Source organism: Sulfurovum sp. MH2-6 (assembly GCF_058374785.1).
On sequence record NZ_CM178170.1, the window covers coordinates 2,433,233 to 2,451,403 of the forward strand.

Below are 18,171 nucleotides of genomic sequence, written 5' to 3' on the forward strand. Positions count from 1 at the left end.
TTAAAATATAGGGGACACCTCTTTAACGTTCTCTTTGGTCACCAATTTCACCGGTATCTGAATATGTTTGGGGACACCCTCCCCTTTCAGCAGTGTCACTGCAACCTCCGCAGCTTTTTTCCCTCCCAGCGGGAACAGTACAGAGGCGCTCTGTGTCCCCTGCATAATGGCCTCTTTTGCCTCACTTGTATAGTCACATCCTACCATAATCAATGAGTCCGGGTCAATACCGTGGCGACGTAACACGGCACGTACACCGCTTAACATACTGTCACTTTCAGAGAAAATGGCATCCAGCCGGATACCTTCAGAGATAAGCTTTTCCATCTCTATAATCGCATCTCTTCTCAGGTAGTTGCCTCTGCGTGTGATCACTTGAATCTTTTCATACTTTCGGATCTCTTCCAGGAAACCTTGTGTTCTTTGCTCTGTGACATCAATATTTTCCAACCCCTCAAAGAGCAGTACTTTTCCCTCTTGGTTCAACTCCTTGGCAATAAACGCTGCTGCAAGTGTACCGATTTTCCGATTGTCCGAATTGATAAATGTCGTGTAGCCATCCGTATCAACCCCCCGGTCAAGGATCACCACCTTGATACCTGAACTGTACGCTTTTTCGACTACCGGGACTATGGCTGAAGCATCATTGGTACCTACGATCAGGACATCCACTTTTTGTGCGATAAAGTGCTCTATCTGATTGATCATCAAGGAGATCCTGCCTTCGGCATCTGAAGAGAGAAACATTATATCGGGATAATGGGAAAGCGTCTCTTCTACCTCATGCACTTGTGCTTTCCTGAAATCATTTGCCATCGTATCCTGAGCAAATGCCACCAGAGATTTCTCCGAGGCACAGAGAAGACCCGTTACGATAAACAATAGCCATATCACATAGCGCACGGGCTTCATCGTTCCCTCCTTCTATTAGGAAAATGATCTACTCGATCTCAGCGATCGCCTTGTTGATTCTTTCTACTGTCTCTTCCACTCCCAGGATCGCCATGATCTCATCCAGTCCTGAACCCGTCATACTTCCAAGCAGACTGACGCGAAGCGGCTGGCCGATCTTACCGAATCCGATCTCTTTGGTCTCAACGATCTTCTCGAGTACCTCATGGTAGTCACATGGAAGGTGGAGTGCCTTTTCCCAGTTTTGCAACATCTCGGCAAAGTCTGAAAGCACCTCTTTTGCCTCACCTTTAAAGGCTTTTTTTGCTGCTTTCGCATCATATACTGCAGGGCGATGAAGGATCAACTTGATCTGCTCTGCCAGTTCAACAAGCGTCTTTCCTCTCTCTTTGGTTGCATCAAGCAGCAGTTCGATCTTATCATGCTCTCTGATATCCACACCAAACGGGTGAAGCAGATCCGCCAGTCTATCGTTCGGCGTATTTTTGATATAGTGGGCATTGAGCCAAAGAAGCTTGTCCAGGTTATAGTTTGAAGATGATCTGCTCAGGTTGTTCGGTTCAAAATGTTCTATCATCTCTTCGATACTGAAGATCTCCTGGTCCCCGTAACTCCACCCGAGACGCACAAGGAAGTTCAGCAGTGCTTCAGGCAGGAATCCAAGCTTCTCGTACTCCATTACATCGGTAGCCCCATCACGCTTTGAAAGTTTTTTCCCCTGTTCGTTATTGATCATCGCCACATGGTAAAACTTTGGCAGCGTGAAGCCCAATGCATTGTAGACAACGATCTGTTTAGGTGTGTTGTAGAGGTGATCATCTCCACGGATCACATCACTAAGCCCCATCAACGCATCATCAATCGCTACGACGAAGTTATAGGTCGGTGTCCCATCACTCCGTGCGATGATGAAGTCATCCACTTCGTCTGCTGAAACACTGAACTCACCTTTGACACCGTCTGTAAAAGAGATCGTTCCCTCTTTTGGTGCTTTGATACGAATCACAGGATTCACTCCCTCCGGAGGTGTCCCAGTAAAATCACGGTATCTTCCGTCATAACGGGGGCGCTCACCTGCAGCCATTTGAGACTCTCTAAGGGCATCAAGCTCCTCTTTGCCCATATAACATTTATAGGCTTTCCCCTCATCAAGAAGCTGCTGGATATACTTTTTATAAAGATCAAAACGTTTGGATTGATAGAGTACTTCACCGTCATAGTTCATCCCTACCCAATCAAATGCCTTAATGATCGCATCCAGTGCCGCTTCCGAGTTACGTGCAAGATCCGTATCCTCGATACGGAGCAGAAACTCTCCACCTGTTTTTTTCGCCCAAAGCCATGAGAAAAGTGCGGTTCTAAGTCCGCCGATATGCAAATACCCTGTCGGAGAGGGTGCAAAACGTGTGACTGCCATAGTAATACCTTGAAATTAAATTATGAAATTGTAACAAAGTTGTGGTTAAAAGGAGAGTGTCACACCGACAAAGAGAATACTCCTCTCTGCCGATGTATTTTCGGCTAAGTTTTTGGACTACTTAGACCTTCTATTTTGATTTGACATCGTTTTTGACATTCTCTACCGTTGATGCCCCGATACCCTTCACTCTGACAAGATCATCTACAGAGCTAAAGGCACCCTTTTTTCTCTCTTCAATGATCGCTTCAGCTTTTGCAGCGCCGATGCCCTTGATCGCCATCAGCTCCTCTTTTGAAGCCGCATTGAGTTCACTGACGCTCATCGCCATCAATGAACTGCCGACAAACACTAAGATACCCAGAATGATTTTCTTGAACATTTTGTCCCCTTTTTATTGATATTACCCCTCTTCCAAGAGGCAACCTATCTTAGCATATTTATCTTTACGTTAAATATAGTGCATTTAAGCTATCATGTTAAAATTTCTTTAAAAAAGGTACTTCATGACCTATGCATGGGAGCTTGCATTCAGTGCATTTCTGATCTCATTGGCAGTGCAGATCATTACTATCAGATACAGCAAAAGGTTTAACCTCTTTATAGACTCTCACCTGGAGGATAAACCTCAACGGTTTCACCAGGATTCAACACCACGTGCAGGAGGGATCGGTATTCTGCTGGGTATGTTCACCCTCCTCTTCACGCCTATCGGCTGGAAACTGCTTGTTTCAATGATCTTAGCCTTTTGCAGCGGTATCTTTGAAGATTTTCACCGATCTATGCCGCCAAAGGTCCGTCTGCTCTTACAAATGTTTGCTGCCGGAGCTGCGATCCTGCTTATGCACTCGGTTATCAGTTACCTGGGCCTTGGTATCTACCTGCCCTACCTTGTAGCCATCACCTTCAGTCTCTTCAGTATCGTGGGATTGATGAATGCCATGAATATTATCGATGGCTTCAACGGTCTTGCATCGGGAGCTGCTTTGATCATACTGCTTTCTCTTGGGCATACCGCATTGATCGTAGGAGACCAGGAGATGCTCAACATGATCCTGATCGTGGGAAGTACCCTGCTGGCATTTTTTATCGTCAACTTTCCCAAAGGGCATATCTTTATGGGAGACGGAGGGGCATACCTCATCGGCTTTGTCATCGCACTGATAGGTATCTTTTTGGCAAGTACCTACACCAAAATCAGCCCGTGGTACATTTTGGCTATCCTGATCTATCCTGTATGGGAGGTGATCTTTTCGATCTACCGCAAGCTGAAAGCGGGACGTTCCCCTCTGCAGCCGGATGCCTACCATCTTCATATGCTTGTCTACAGGCACCTTACGAGAAACAACCCGCTGACTTCTATACTGCTGCTTGCGGGTTACGCACCTTTTATCCTCTTCTCATCGCTATACCCGCACAACTCAAAAGCCAATATCCTGATCGTAGTGGTATTTGTCATATGCTACGGTATGCTCTACCGCTTTCTCTTTCAAAAAGAGAAAACAGCGTAGTGCTTTCTCTTATTTTTTGAGACGATAGATCTTGCTGTAGGGGCTTGATACCACAAGCTCGAATAGATCTGAGTTATATTTCCCCAGTATAAACATCTGAACATAGGTAGAGTGGAATGTCTCTCTGTCCATCATAAGAAACTGTCCGTAACTTTTCATATAGATGACAACATACTTGCCCTCTTCATGATACGGTTGCGCTTTAGCCTTTACTTCACCATTGGTTAAGTTTTCTGTCACGATAAACAACTTGATATCACTTTTTTGTCTGCCAAGGTACAGTTCACCTTTTTTCACATCCATCACAATACCGTTGCTAAACTTCCAGAGTTCATTGTTCTGCTCCGCCAGAGATAAGGAGTAGAACTTAACCTCACGCAACGGTTTCCCGGTATTCAGGTCCAGATTTCCAAACTGCGTTACCGTAGGGAATATCCGCAACATACGGTAAGGAAGATAGAGGTAGATATCTCTTGTCTTTGGAGGCAGTTGATAGCTTGGCAGCTCCAGTTCAGAGAGCATCAGATTCGGATCGAGCTGATCCTTCTGTCTGTTTTTAAAGAGCGTGTCTGCAACCACTTTATACCCGGAGTCTACATAGGTCTCTACTGCCAAACGACTGAGGTTAGCCGCAAGTTCCGCAGAAGGGGTCTGTAGAAGCTTTGAAATGATAAAGTTGTCATTCTGGTGCTTCCCGCCATCGATCAATGTATTGGTTTCAGAATAAAACCAGACAGGGTACCCGTAGTCCCACCAGGTCAAGGTATAGTCTTCAGGCTTTGCTATCGACTTCAAGGTCTCCAGGTCCTGTACCTCATTGTTTGTCAAGACCGTCGGGACTTTATATCCGATGATATGCGTGATATTGGGGTAGAGCAGTGCAGCAGTAGCGGCCACGACCAATGCATACTGTGCTTTTTTACTGCCGAAGTAACTTCCCAGAAGATAAAAGAGGTAGACTGCACCCATCGCTGCTACCGGCACAGCATATACCGTAAAACGCAGTCCCCCCCACAAGGCGAACATACCAATCCCCATCAACGGAAGTGCCAAAAGAAACGCACGATGCTTCACGACCAACAGCAGATAACCCAGCATTGCAACAATCAATCCGGGTACCGAACCGCTGATACGGTTGGCAAACACATCAAACGGTATCTTACCTGCCTCTCGTACCGTCTGATGCACTCCAAAGAAATGAAGCCCTTCAGCTTTGGTTCCCGTAGCCATATAGCTCATCATCTTGCCCAGGATAAGACCAAAGACATTCCCAAAGAAAAGCAATGCGATAAAGGCTGCTGCGGATGCACCGATAAGATATTTCTGGGATATTGATGTTTTTGAGAGGACACCGTAGGCTGCCAGAACCAACACGATATGGACCAGATACTCGGAAGGATCAGGCAGGCCGAAGGGGATCATCGCAAGGAATACCAGCAAAAGTGAGCTATAGGTCAACTTCTCTTCACGGTGATACCAGACAAGATAGAGCCCATAGATGATCCCTATCGCATAGATGACCGATGCACCCTGATCATACAAAAACGGGTAGATAGAGATCGCGATCGCCGCATACAAGGCACTGCGCAGATTGAAGTCAATCGTACTCTTCATCAAAAAGTACAGAATGAACATCGGCGCCATCGCCGAAAACATATCGGTATCATAGTAACCGATCATCGTACGGTTGTAGTAGCTCCATGCGATCGAACCCAGCAGCGCAGCGAAAAATCCCCAGAGAGCCTGACCATACAGTCTTGCGATCAAAATAACAGGGATCACCACGAGACTTGATATCACTGCCGGTAGATAAAGTGTCACTGTCTCCAGACTAAAAGGGGTCAGCTTCACCAGCCAGGTCGTCAAAAAGACCATCCCGTAGCTATAGATATCCGGAATCCTCGGGTTGTGCTGATGCATATCAAAAAGCGCCTGCTGCGCACCAGCCGCAAAGAAGTAACCATCATTGGTATTGATCATGATTTGATCATTCCAGTAAAAATTCGGGTTATCCTGAAACTGCCATACCCATATCATACGGATCAGAAAACTAAAGGCGTAGGCCAAAAGCATCAGTAGCACTAGATATTTTGTATCAACTCTTTTATTGTCATTCATTGGGGACTGCATATATACCTCTCTGGATTTTTATGATTTATACTTCAAAAGACTTCTATAAGTATACCAAGCAAAGTAGTAAACCGCTTTATACCAGGGCAGTTTTTCTACTTCACGGTAAAGTTTCCAGTTATATTTACTTGTAATGATCTTATTGCTGGAGATAGAGTCTGTATGTATCCTGTAATAGGCCAAAGGTTCTTGAAGCGCATAGGCATAGGGAACTTCTTTTAAGATCTTCAGCCATAGGCCAAAGTCCTGCCGCTTGCGTATCAGCGGCATAGTGACTTTTCCCAATATCCCGGTGTCATACACCGCTGTCAAACATCCGATGATATTCTGCTTGAGAAGTTCATGATAATCCACCTTCAACGGCACAGTGATCTCATCTTTGATCTGATCTTTAGATTGTTCAAAACGGTAGTATCCGGTGTAACTCAAAGCGATGTTTTCTTTTTGCATAAAGGCGATCTGTTTTTCAAGCTTTTGGGGCATCCAAAGATCATCCGCATCCAAAAAGGCGATGTATCTCCCTTGTGCCTCCTCGATCGCCCTGTTTCTTGCCACTGCAGGACCGCTGTTCTCTTCCAGCACAATACACTTAATGCGTGTATCTTTTTGTGCATAAGCGTCAATAAGCTTCACAGAATTATCCGTACTTTGATCATCAACAATGATCATCTCCCAGTTATTATAGGTCTGATCCAACACAGCCTCTATCGTCTGGGCAATGAACTTCTCACTGTTATAGGAGGGGGTGATGATAGAGACTAATTCACGCATCACATTTCCTGCTTAAAAAGTCATAACTGCCTGACCACATCAGTTTAAGATACCGATAGAATGTATACTCTTTTTTGTACTCTTTGTGATGTTTCAAACTGAAATATATATCCACAATAAAAGACAGATACCCAAAAACTCTTGCGAATACTGCTCCTTTTGCAAACACAATCTTTGCGGTCCAATCATTTCCTGTGCTGTTTTGCGGATGTTTTACAATAGGTATCGGGACAAACAGCATTTTTGCTTTTCTTTTATACAGATCCATCGTAAAAATAAAATCCTCACCCGAAGGATACCTTTGAGTACCTGGACCAAAGTTTTCATCAAACCGTATTTTGTGACGGAGAATAAAGTCACTCTTAAAAGCGATCTCCGTTGTTCCTATTCCGGTAAGTGTGCGTAAGCTATGCCATTGTTTTACTTTGGGATAGGACTTAAAATCCTTATCCTCCAAGTCTAAAATTTTAAATGATATGAAGTCCGCAGAAGGGTTTTCTTTAAAAGTTCGGCGTACATTACCCAATGCATTTTTGCACAAAACAACATCATCATCCAGTATCAAACAGAGAACAGAAGGTCTAATGAGATTTAGAGTATTGTTTCTATTGATCGCTACGCCTCTGTCTTCTAAAGCACTATAAGTTACATCTTCTCGTTGTTCAAGTTCATTGATAAATTGCTCTATAGACAGATCATCTATCTCACCATTCTGCTGATGACTGATGATATAATGAATATTTTCATCGTAAGACTGTAAGATATTTTTGATGTTTAAAATTCTACTGTCTATCGTAGATATTAATACATATAGTTTATTGATCATTTTATTAATTGTTTCACTTTGTTGATAACGAATCCTTAGATTAAAATCATTGCAAACTCTTTTTATTCTATAGGCTAGATTTAGATTATCTTATTTTAGCATAACTCCCAAAACACCCTGATATTGCTAGAGAGTCTCTTTCTTAAAACATATTAAATCAGCAACTACAAGAATTATCTCATGAGACTTCTAAAATTTTATTATATAGATTACTCCATGAGTACTTTTTGATTATATAGTCTCTCAAACTTTTTCTACTTATTTTGTTCGTTTTATAATAAAGCTCATATGCTTTCAGAATTGCTTCACTATAGCTTTTAGGACTTAGCTCTTGAGCATAAATGGCATAATCAGCAAGTATATCTACCGTAGCAGTCTTTACGATACTACTGTCAAAAGCAACGGTAGGAATACCACAACTTGAAGACTCCAAAAGTGTTTGCCCAAAAGGTTCATAGATTGAAGGGAGTAAAAAGATATGTGCTTTACTATAATATGAAACCACCTCTGCCTGAGCACCCTCAAATTTCACTCTTTCCTCTAACTTTAATTTAGCAGATAATGTTTGAAGCTCTTTAAGTAATGGACCATCTCCTACGATCGTTAATCTATAGTTAGCAGGAAGATATAAAAGCGACTCAATAGCTATGTTGATGTTTTTAGCCTCAGTTAATCTAGCAACGATAAGTAAATGAATGAGTGAGTTACTCTGCTCTTCTATATAGTAAAATCTTTCGGAATCTACTCCAGGTGAAGTTTTAATCACGGTACATGATTTATCAACTGAATGTACTTGTTTTTCCATATTGTCACTAAATACAAATACTCTATCACTCACTTTAAAAGCCAAATACTGTAAACAGTAATGATAATAATAAGATATATTACGGATTATAGAGTTTGAATATTTGTTTGCACTTTCAAGCGTAGTCTGATATTTCACGACTCCGGGAACGATATAGTTTATATTTCTCAATCCGGCAAGATAACAAAGCACAGTACTAAAATGATATCTACTTATTACGATATCACAACCTTCTTTTTTCATCTGTCTATATGCATTGATAGCGTTTTTCCAATTTAAAATTATTTTTAATACTTTATTTTTATTTCCTGGAACATGATATCTGATAATACGACAATCCAATTCCTCTCTTTTGCTTGAACCTTCAACTTTATTAACAATATCACTAGATACAATTGTTATATTATCTTGTGTTCCAGCTTTTGCAAGATAGTAAAGTGAATTTTCTATACCTCCAATATTTGGTAAATAAGTACTACTTGTAATTAATACATTTTTCACTTTTCATTTCTCCAAAATACTCTTAGAAGAAAAATAAACAATTTCTTTCCATGCTAAATCGTTTTTTGTCCTACCAAAACCCAAATAATCTAGACCCTTACCAATAGTATTATTGTAAATTTTATTAATAAAAAATTTTTTATGTACCAAAAAATTAATATTGTCTAACCCAGATGTATGTTTTAAGTATATATTTTCCCTATCTATATATGGACAGGCCGATATATTAATATTTTTTCGCATTGATGCCATTTTGAACCATAGATCATCTGTCGTAGGAGCAATATTTAAATATTTTTTATCCAGTAAAAATTGAATATCCAGAAAGGATTTTTTAAAAACAGTACCTGCGCCATTGGTTGGTAATATATTTATTTGTTTGTGAGTCTTATTGATTAAACTCCACATACTGTAGTTTGTATATTTTCCAAAAATATTCTTTTGCATCTTTCTCGCTCTGCAACATACAATATCTTTTGGATTTCTGTCACTCTCTTTCACTAAATTTTTTATCCAGTTTTCACCATATAAAATATCATCATCCGCCGTGATAATCAAGTCGTCATCTTTAACTAAATTTTTCTCAAATAAAGGATTTAATTTTCTATATGGTCCTGTATTTTCAACAAAATTAACAATAACTTTCTCATTGTTTTTCAACCAATCGGGTAACGTTGATATACCCTCGTCAAATAAATAAGGTTGTTTTGAAAGATTGATATAAATGAGGTCCGGTTGTAAAGTCTGTTTTTGCAATGAAATCAACATATAATACAAAAAGTTCAATCTATTTTTTGTAGAAGTACAGCTTATTATTATTTTTCTATTTTGCATTTTATGGTTTCCTTAGTATATTTTTAACTGAAGTTAAAAATGAATAAAAATAGATATAAGTATAAAAGTATAATCTATTTTTCGATGGTACGCTATATCTTAATTTTAATAAAATATTATTTTTATATGCATGATTATATATTGATTGATATAGTGGATACGATTTCCTATATAACGCCATATTTAAATAGTCACAATGAATATTTTTTATTCTTAAATCTACTGCTTCACCGGGAATGTCTCTCATCTGTTTCATCATTTTAGTTAAATGTATCACTTGTTCAAATCGCTCGATTACTTTATCATTTGTCATCTTTTTTGTATTTATAGTATATGAGCCAGATACATTTCTACGATATACACTCATTGTTTTTGGTAAGTATGCCAACCCATTTTTTCCAATAATTGCTTCTATAAAATAGTCCCCAAACGGCAATTTTTCTTTGAAAAACCATTCTGGCATATCCTTTAGAGCTCGACTCCTAAATAAATATGATGCTGTCGGAGCAAATTGAGACAAAGAAGCGATCGCATCAAAACCATTTAATATTTTTTCTTCATTTCCATGATAGTATTTAATAGTTTTATGATTATTTACAACATCATCCATTTCAGCCGGATGAATACTAATATTTAGTTTGAAATAGCGACTTAATAAACCTACCTGAACCTGCAACTTTTCAGCATCTGTCCAATAATCATCCCCCTCACAAAGTGCAATAAACTCTCCCTGTGCTCTAGGGAAGTTAAAGGTTGGATTCATCGTATACCCTTTAGAATACTGATTTTCCACTTGATAAATTGGCTTAATAAGCTTCGGGTACTTCGCCTCATACTCTCGAATGATATCTGCCGTACGGTCGGTAGATGCATCATCATGTATGAGTATCTCAAAAGGGAAATCTGTCTCTTGTATTAAAAAACCCTCTAGTGCATCTTCGATATACAGTTCATGGTTATAAGTGATACAGCACACACTGACTACAGGTTTATTTAGATCACCTTTCCAGTTTTGTATGATCTCTTCCTCTGTTCTTAGCTCTCTCACCTTCTTCCTCTCATCTTTTTCATCACTAGTTCTTTTGCCATCTCATACGCATGCAGTTTCAGGATATGCGCTCCTGTCAAATACAGCAATACCGCCATACTTCCAAATGCTACCAGCTCTGCCCAGCTTCTCCATTGCACCCATAGTTGCAAAGTGTAGACTACCAATGCAACACCACTACTGAGCAGCATCACAGGGGTGAAGTCAGCTATCTGCTCTTTAATACCATAGTCTATGAGCTTAGCAGAGTAATAGCTGTTTGGCACATATGCCAAAAATGAACTAATGATCTGACCTATTAATATCCCCATGATTCCAAACTTTATACTAATCGAGAGTATCATCACGATCAAAATCTTTTTAAGAATTTCTAAGTACAAAAATAGATCTGACCTACCTTTGACTTTGAGGATATTGAGGTTTATCGCATGAAGTGGGTACATAAGCCCGGCTACGCTCATTAGCTGTAAATATACCACCGCACTCCACCACTTTTGAGGCAACAAAAACTCAAACAAAGGTTCTGCCAATGCTGCCAAAAACAGCATCGCGGGAAAGAGCAAAAAAGTCGTCACGCCTATCACTTTTTTGTACCCTTGTTTGAGCCTTTTATTATCATCTTGCATCGTAGCCAATGCAGGATAGGTTACTGTCTGTACAGAAGTCACAAGCTGAGATATCACAAGCTCTTTTATCTTTTCAGCAAAAAAATACAAGCCCGCTACAGATGCACTGAAAATCTTGGCGATCACTATCACATAAAGATTTCTAAAAACAGTATCAAGGATACCTGAGAGAAAAAGCTTATAGCCAAAGTTGTACATACTCTTAAGCGATATAACACTAAAGCTCATAGTAGGTCGCCAAAGTCCCTGTAGCCACAAAAACAATGTCAAAAGCAGAGCTGAGACTAACATCTGAGCCACTAGTACCCACACGCCAAACTCGAGATACGCCAAGACAACAGCAACAATACTGGAGATTGTCACAGCAGGCAGATTAGCTTTCAGCTGGGCTTTAAAGTTTAACTCCCGGCTCAAAGTAGCTACCTGCACCACCTGAAATGAATGTATAATGACTGCCAAAGATGCCACACGTACCAACTCTATCAGCCTGGGTTCTTCATAAAATTCTGCTATATATGGAGCCACTACAAAAAGCACTCCATAACTCAATATTCCCAAAGCAATATTCGCATAAAAAGCAGTGTCAAAGTCAATCTGACGGGTATCCTTCATGCGAATAAGCGCTGCCTTGAAACCTGACTCCATCAATGTAGATCCAAGTGCCAAAAAGACAGCCATCATCGCTACGAGCCCATAGTCTTCAGGAGCTAAGAAGTATGCTAGTATCAACGTTACAACAACGCTGATCCCACGCCGTGCTAACTGTTCTGCAAAGTTCCACGCAATACCTATAGTAGTTTTTTTAGCTAGACTCATTTAGTACTATTCTCTTTATTTATCATATATTTACTTCTATTGTCTCTCTAGACTCTAAACCAGAATCTCCTACTATAGTGATATTGTCAGTATTACTAATTTCATCTTTATGATACTCTATAAAACTATCATCTATATCATACAATACTTACCTCCATCGTTTTATAAGAAAAGTCTCATAATGTACGAATTGTTTCTTTTTTCAATAACTGTAAAACCATTTTTTTTATAAAATTGAATTGCACGTTCATTATATTGATTTACTTCTAAGTTAACTATCCTAAAGTCAATTTTATTTAAATGTTTTAACGCACTATTTAATAACTCTTTTGCAACGTTTTTGCCACTATAATTTATCTTAACTCCAAAAGTAGATATAAAAGCTACTTTCGTTTCTAAGTCATTACAATACATTGACACTATACCTATATCATCTCCTTCATCTTGCGCTATAAAGGTTTGAGCATTATTAGCTAACTTCTCTGCATAATTTTCAAGTGAGCTTACTTGCTCAGATAAAGAAGGAATATAGTAGTCTTTAATTTTCAGTAAAAGAGCATAAATTCTTTGCTTTTGTTTATTTTTTATATGTTCTATATACATTTGAGTTTTAAAGTTTCTTTAGTAAATTGAAATTTTCTTGAGCCTTGTTTTTTACCTCAGGAATTTTTTTCTCTAAAAATTCTTTATACTGAATATTATTATTCCAACATTTTTTGATTTTACCGATAATATCTTCCTTGATAGCTGGATCAGCGACATACTCTTCCACCCCTGCAACAGTTGCAAATCCCATAATTTTATGTGCTTTAGGTTCATGTCCGTAATCTATGATAACGGTTGGTACACATTGAGAAAGTCCACCTACTGCACCGTGAACCCTACCGCTTACAAGCATGTCAAAGTTTCCAAGTATGGCCTTAGTTTCCCAAGTATCATATATGCCATCCAGTGCATATACGTTTTTAGCGATTCCTCGTTTATGCACCACTTGCTGGAGCTGTTTTATGATAGGGTAATCTCTACCGTGTATTAACTTAAACTCTTTTGGAGGTATCGGGAAACCGTTCGAGTGAGACATAAGATATACATCCAAACCCAACTCTTCAGATATAAATTCTATTGCTTCTGCAAATTGAGTGAACTCACTGTCTTCTCGTTTTTCTTTATCAAATGGTCCTAGAGTAAAGTTCCATCCACATAAGATAAATCCAACTTTTGGTCTATTGCTATTCAGACCTTCGGCTTTTATAAGTTGATTTACCTTTTCACCTTTTGCAGGTTCGAATATAAATGCTGGACAAGCCAAGCTTTTGGTATTTGATGTATTAAACCCTTCTTTATTCATCAGATCTATACTAAGAGGCTCTCTATTGGTAACTAAATCAAAGTTTTCATATACTTCTTTAGCAAACTCTTTTACTTTTTGATTTTTGAATGGCCCTGGTGAGCCTGCAAGCATAACAGTCTTTTTACCTAATAACTGAGGAACTCTATCCTTGATAAGCCCTATTAAAAACCTGTCTTTACCTAAAAAGTCCGCATTATCTCCCCATATATCACCACTAAAGTCTATGACCAAGTCCGCCCACTTTACCTCTCTTATATATGGTGTTTCCTTTGGCAGCGTACCTGTTTTTCTATATATGTCTGCACTTGCCAACTCACTTAGAGCTATATCCAAATCATCTTCACGCCAACCATAGTAAAGTTCCATTGGCAAGCACTCAACGCTTTCATCCTTTTGAAACCTTTCACTCATTTGCATGGTTGTTTTGATCTTGGCATTTGGAAACACTTTGTAGAGTTCTCTCACAAATGGTTCAATAATATAATAATTTCCAATATTCCCAAACTCCATTCTACCCCAATGAAGTGTACACTGTCCTATAATTAATATATTCATCTAATCGTTCCCTGTTAATGTATATTGATTTAACATCTCTTTTATCTCACTTTTACTATTAAACATAAGGATATCAATGATAGATAGATATGGGATGAAATCGTAGTTAAATTGTTTATACTCTGGTAAATCAGATTTTAAAAATAGAAGCTCTATATTTTCAGAGCTAAACACATTTTTATCATACAACTCCACTCCACCTATCGGATTGATATATCTATTGGCACCCACTGCTTTATTGAGCGCGATAACCTTATCTTGAGATTTTAGAGTATGGTCTATATTTATCGTTGATGATATGATTATTTTAGTATCTATTTCTAAAAATTTACATACCTCAACAATAGAGTGATAGATATAATCAAATAAATTTTTTCCCTCAAACAAAAAAATCTTTTGAATCAATGGATATACTTCATCAAAATATGGAGCCTTTCTGTAACTACTTTGTATTTGTCTAAACATTTTATCAATCTGTTGATATGAGGTTTCAGATAAAAACCGATCTTTCACATCTAAATAATCAGAATCTTTTTTTATGGGTATAGAAAATAATGTTTTTTGCCCATTAACCAAAATATTATTTCTATGGAACCAACCCTTTTTAGAGAATTGAATATTATCATACACGATAAATGTATCTACGGCATTGATAAGTTGCCAATATCCAATATATGGGCATAAATAGGGCTGCATAATAGCTAATGTCATAACTGCCCTTTCACTGTTTTTATAATTGCCATTTGATCTTTATATGCTAGTTCACTATAAAGTGGTAAACAAAGTATCCTCTTTGAAATATCTCTTGAATTTTCACACTTTTGTTTTGCTTCAATATACTCCAAAGTATCAAGAGAGGGATAAAAATACCTTCGTGGGAAAATCTCTTTTTCATTTAATGCTTTTTGCACCTTCAGAAGTTCTTCTTCACTCTTAAATACTACCGGACAATAGCTATAGTTTTGCGTATCATATTCATTTTGTTTTTGAAACTTCACTATGCCATATAACTCTTTTTTATATAAGTCATATACTTCCTGTCTTTTTTTATTTATGACGTCCATCTCATCAAGCATACACAATCCCATTGCCGCTTCAAATTCGTTCATCTTGGCATTGGTTCCAAGCTCAGGAATAGACTCCGGATTTTTTATACCAAAATTGATAAGGTATCGTGCTTTTTCTACTAGACTGTCATCATTGATGATCAGTGCTCCGCCTTCAATTGTATGAAAAAGCTTGGTTGCATGGAAACTGAGCGTCGAGATATCACCATAGTTAAGAATACTCTCTCCTTTATAGTTCACACCGAATGCGTGTGCAGCATCGTAAACGACTTTCAAACCATATTGATCTGCAATCTTTCCTATTCTTTCTACTTCGCAGGCATTTCCGAAGACATGGACCGGAACGATCGCTTGCGTATCGGGAGTGATCAACGCTTCTATATTGTCCGGGTTTAGATTGAAAGTGTCAGGGTCTATATCTGCAAAAACCGGCTTGATCCCATTGGTCACCAAAGAGCTTGTTGTTGCGACAAAAGAAAAAGGTGTGGTGATAGCTTCTTTACTTAAACCAAGTGTTCTGTATGCGATTTCCAAGGCTGCCGTCCCATTGGCAACCAAAACGATATGCTTCACGCCAAGATACGCTGCAAGCCTTTGTTCAAGTTTTCTTACCAGTGGTCCATTATTCGTCACCCAGCCATTCGCATAGATCTCATCCACATATGCTTTATATTTATCCTTATCGGGGAGGTGGGTTTTGGTTACATTAATCATGATACCGCCCTAAATACCACTGCACGGTCTTAACAATCCCGCTCTCAAAATTCTCTTCAGCTTTCCATCCAAGCTCACGCTCTATCTTGGTAGCATCGATTGCATAGCGCCTATCATGCCCTGCCCTGTCTTCGACATAAGTGATCTGTTCTCTATAACTGCTGTTTTCTTTTGGCCTTAGCTCATCAAGGATACTGCAAACCTGCTGTGCGATATAGTTGTTCGTGCGTTCATTCTTTCCACCGATATTGTACACCTCACCACTGCTCCCTTTATGATAAGCCAAGTCGATCCCCTTGCAGTGGTCGAGTACATAAAGCCAATCACGGATATTGTTCCCATCCCCATAGATAGGAATTGTATTACCTGAAAGTGCATTACGGATGATCGTAGGTATCAGTTTTTCATCGTGCTGTTTTGGGCCGTAGTTATTGGAACAGTTTGTAATAACCGTATCCATCCCATAGGTATGATGATAACTGCGAACAATCATATCGCTTGAGGCTTTAGATGCTGAGTAAGGTGAGTTGGGGGCATAGGGGGTAGTTTCAGTAAAAAACCCGGTTTTTCCTAGACTTCCATAAACCTCATCCGTTGAGATGTGATGAAAACGGCATCCTCTATAGGCATCTTTGTATACAAAAGGTCGCTCCATCCACTTCTTATAGGCTACATCAATGAGTGTAAAGGTTCCATTCACGTTAGTCTCGATAAATACTCCAGGATTTTTGATAGAGTTATCTACATGGCTTTCAGCCGCGAAGTGGATCACACCCCGGATATCATACTCCACAAAAACCTTTTCAACCAGTTCCCTGTCACAGATATCTCCTTGGACAAATTGATACCTGGGATGATCTTCTACCTCTTTTAGGTTTTCAAGATTTCCTGCATAGGTTAAAAGATCAAGATTGACCAGCTTATAGTGAGGATACTTTTCTAAAAAATAGGGAAGAAAGTTCGACCCTATAAATCCTGCCCCTCCTGTCACCAATATCGTTTTAGTTGTTGGATTAGACATGTTTCTCTTTCACAAGGTCTTGAAGATATTCTCCATAACTGTTTTTACTCAATGGTTTGGCTATTTCCAATACCTTTTCTTTAGTGATCCATCCATGATTATAGGCAATCTCTTCCAGACAAGCGATCTTGTACCCCTGTCTCTTTTCAATCGTCTGGACAAACTGTCCTGCATCTATAAGACTCTCATGTGTTCCCGTATCCAGCCATGCAAACCCACGTCCAAGCAGTTGCACTTTAAGCTTGCCTCTCTTAAGGTACTCTTGATTAATCGAAGTAATTTCCAGCTCTCCCCTCTCTGAGGGCTTCACTTTTTTTGCTATCTCTATCACATCATTATCATAAAAATAGAGCCCTGTAACAGCAAAATGTGACTTTGGATCTTGCGGTTTTTCTTCGATACTGATCGCATTTCTCTCCTGATCAAATTCAACCACTCCAAAACGTTCCGGATCTTTTACCTGGTAACCAAATACGATAGCACCATTCTGCAACTGAGCTGCATCTTGCACCATAGGCCGAAGCCCGCTACCATAAAAGATATTATCACCCAGGATCAAGCAGACACTATCCTCGCCGATAAACTCTTCTCCCAGGATAAAAGCCTGGGCGAGTCCTTCCGGTGAAGGCTGTGCTTTATACTCCAGTCTTATCCCCCAATCACTTCCATCTCCTAAAAGCTCTTGAAACTTCCCTTCATCTTCAGGGGTCGTGATGATAAGTATCTCAGTAATTCCGGCTAACATCAAAACAGATAGAGGATAGTAGATCATAGGTTTGTCATAAATAGGAAGCAGCTGCTTACTGATACTTTTAGTGATAGGGTATAATCTGGTACCGCTTCCTCCCGCTAAAATAATCCCTTTCACTCTCCTTCTCCTGTATCGTTTTCATATAAATTCTTATCTTTCTCTAAACTTTCCTGCAACACCTCATACTCTCGCTTTTTAATCTCGATAAACGCTTCGGTTAGACCGATTTTCTTTTTCAGTCCTGCTTTGGTGAGGAGGTAACGGTAGGCTCTTTTGTCTTCAGCTTTGACGAACTTGTTCATCTTCACATAGCCTTTTTCGAGCAGTGCCTTGACGACATAGTTCACCTTCCCTACACTGAAACCTACATTCTGTGCCAACTCTTTTTGGGAACTGCATCTCTCGATATGTTGCATCACCTGCAGGTGATCTTTCTCTTCCGGTGTTACTTGCATAAAAACTCTTATGTAATATTCATTCAATGATTGAATGAATATTGTATACTTTTTCATATC

General features: G+C 39.2%; 18 protein-coding genes. 1 reads left to right on the forward strand and 17 read right to left on the reverse strand.

Going from position 1 to position 18,171, the window contains the following annotated elements:
- From AC4JOV_RS12385 to AC4JOV_RS12395, 3 genes are all read right to left on the reverse strand, one after another.
- Positions 1-912 (reverse strand): substrate-binding domain-containing protein, encoded by a 912-nt coding sequence (locus AC4JOV_RS12385; protein WP_229937275.1) that lies wholly within the window; start codon positions 910-912, stop codon positions 1-3.
- A gap of 28 nt (positions 913-940) precedes the next feature.
- Complete coding sequence (gene gltX / locus AC4JOV_RS12390; RefSeq protein WP_229937274.1) at positions 941-2,329, reverse strand: glutamate--tRNA ligase; 1,389 nt, start codon at positions 2,327-2,329, stop codon at positions 941-943.
- 130 nt (positions 2,330-2,459) lie between these two features.
- The gene (locus AC4JOV_RS12395; protein WP_229937273.1) at positions 2,460-2,711 is read right to left on the reverse strand and encodes a ComEA family DNA-binding protein; all 252 of its coding nucleotides are present in this window, start codon (positions 2,709-2,711) and stop codon (positions 2,460-2,462) included.
- Positions 2,712-2,835: 124 nt separating this feature from the next.
- On the opposite strand from AC4JOV_RS12395, the gene AC4JOV_RS12400 reads away from it, so the two are divergent.
- Positions 2,836-3,840, forward strand: coding sequence for a glycosyltransferase family 4 protein (locus tag AC4JOV_RS12400; RefSeq protein ID WP_229937272.1), 1,005 nt, complete (start codon positions 2,836-2,838; stop codon positions 3,838-3,840).
- Between the two features lie 9 nt (positions 3,841-3,849).
- Here AC4JOV_RS12400 and AC4JOV_RS12405 read toward each other — a convergent pair whose 3' ends face one another.
- The 14 genes from AC4JOV_RS12405 to AC4JOV_RS12470 form a co-directional block, all read right to left on the reverse strand.
- Complete coding sequence (locus tag AC4JOV_RS12405; protein WP_491522157.1) at positions 3,850-5,958, reverse strand: STT3 domain-containing protein; 2,109 nt, start codon at positions 5,956-5,958, stop codon at positions 3,850-3,852.
- A gap of 30 nt (positions 5,959-5,988) precedes the next feature.
- Positions 5,989-6,741: a glycosyltransferase family 2 protein gene (locus AC4JOV_RS12410; protein WP_229937270.1), complete on the reverse strand. Its 753-nt coding sequence runs from the start codon at positions 6,739-6,741 to the stop codon at positions 5,989-5,991.
- On the reverse strand, positions 6,734-7,567 hold the full coding sequence (locus AC4JOV_RS12415; RefSeq protein WP_229937269.1) for a hypothetical protein: 834 nt from the start codon (positions 7,565-7,567) through the stop codon (positions 6,734-6,736). Before AC4JOV_RS12415 ends, AC4JOV_RS12410 begins: the two co-directional genes overlap by 8 nt.
- A 178-nt stretch (positions 7,568-7,745) precedes the next feature.
- A complete protein-coding gene (locus tag AC4JOV_RS12420) occupies positions 7,746-8,873 on the reverse strand; it encodes a glycosyltransferase family 4 protein (protein WP_229937268.1) in 1,128 nt (375 codons plus the stop codon).
- Between the two features lie 3 nt (positions 8,874-8,876).
- Positions 8,877-9,707, reverse strand: a complete 831-nt coding sequence (locus AC4JOV_RS12425; RefSeq protein ID WP_229937267.1) for a glycosyltransferase family A protein — start codon at positions 9,705-9,707, stop codon at positions 8,877-8,879.
- Position 9,708: 1 nt separating this feature from the next.
- Positions 9,709-10,755 carry a glycosyltransferase family 2 protein gene (locus tag AC4JOV_RS12430; protein WP_229937266.1) on the reverse strand — a complete coding sequence of 349 codons (1,047 nt, stop codon included), beginning with the start codon at positions 10,753-10,755 and terminating at the stop codon, positions 9,709-9,711.
- Positions 10,752-12,197, reverse strand: a complete 1,446-nt coding sequence (locus AC4JOV_RS12435) for a lipopolysaccharide biosynthesis protein (protein WP_229937265.1) — start codon at positions 12,195-12,197, stop codon at positions 10,752-10,754. The genes AC4JOV_RS12430 and AC4JOV_RS12435 overlap by 4 nt, the downstream gene beginning before the upstream one ends.
- Before the next feature lie 162 nt (positions 12,198-12,359).
- Positions 12,360-12,800 (reverse strand): GNAT family N-acetyltransferase, encoded by a 441-nt coding sequence (locus AC4JOV_RS12440; RefSeq protein WP_229937264.1) that lies wholly within the window; start codon positions 12,798-12,800, stop codon positions 12,360-12,362.
- A 7-nt stretch (positions 12,801-12,807) separates the two neighbouring features.
- Positions 12,808-14,103: a polysaccharide pyruvyl transferase family protein gene (locus AC4JOV_RS12445; RefSeq protein ID WP_229937263.1), complete on the reverse strand. Its 1,296-nt coding sequence runs from the start codon at positions 14,101-14,103 to the stop codon at positions 12,808-12,810.
- The gene (locus AC4JOV_RS12450) at positions 14,104-14,814 is read right to left on the reverse strand and encodes a WbqC family protein (RefSeq protein WP_229937262.1); all 711 of its coding nucleotides are present in this window, start codon (positions 14,812-14,814) and stop codon (positions 14,104-14,106) included. It abuts the gene before it with no gap.
- On the reverse strand, positions 14,811-15,884 hold the full coding sequence (locus AC4JOV_RS12455) for a DegT/DnrJ/EryC1/StrS family aminotransferase (RefSeq protein WP_229937261.1): 1,074 nt from the start codon (positions 15,882-15,884) through the stop codon (positions 14,811-14,813). The genes AC4JOV_RS12450 and AC4JOV_RS12455 overlap by 4 nt, the downstream gene beginning before the upstream one ends.
- A complete protein-coding gene (gene rfbB / locus AC4JOV_RS12460; protein WP_229937260.1) occupies positions 15,877-16,905 on the reverse strand; it encodes a dTDP-glucose 4,6-dehydratase in 1,029 nt (342 codons plus the stop codon). Before rfbB ends, AC4JOV_RS12455 begins: the two co-directional genes overlap by 8 nt.
- Positions 16,898-17,773: a glucose-1-phosphate thymidylyltransferase RfbA gene (gene rfbA / locus AC4JOV_RS12465; RefSeq protein ID WP_229937259.1), complete on the reverse strand. Its 876-nt coding sequence runs from the start codon at positions 17,771-17,773 to the stop codon at positions 16,898-16,900. Before rfbA ends, rfbB begins: the two co-directional genes overlap by 8 nt.
- Complete coding sequence (locus AC4JOV_RS12470; protein ID WP_229937258.1) at positions 17,770-18,111, reverse strand: MarR family EPS-associated transcriptional regulator; 342 nt, start codon at positions 18,109-18,111, stop codon at positions 17,770-17,772. Before AC4JOV_RS12470 ends, rfbA begins: the two co-directional genes overlap by 4 nt.
- Positions 18,112-18,171: the final 60 nt, after the last annotated feature.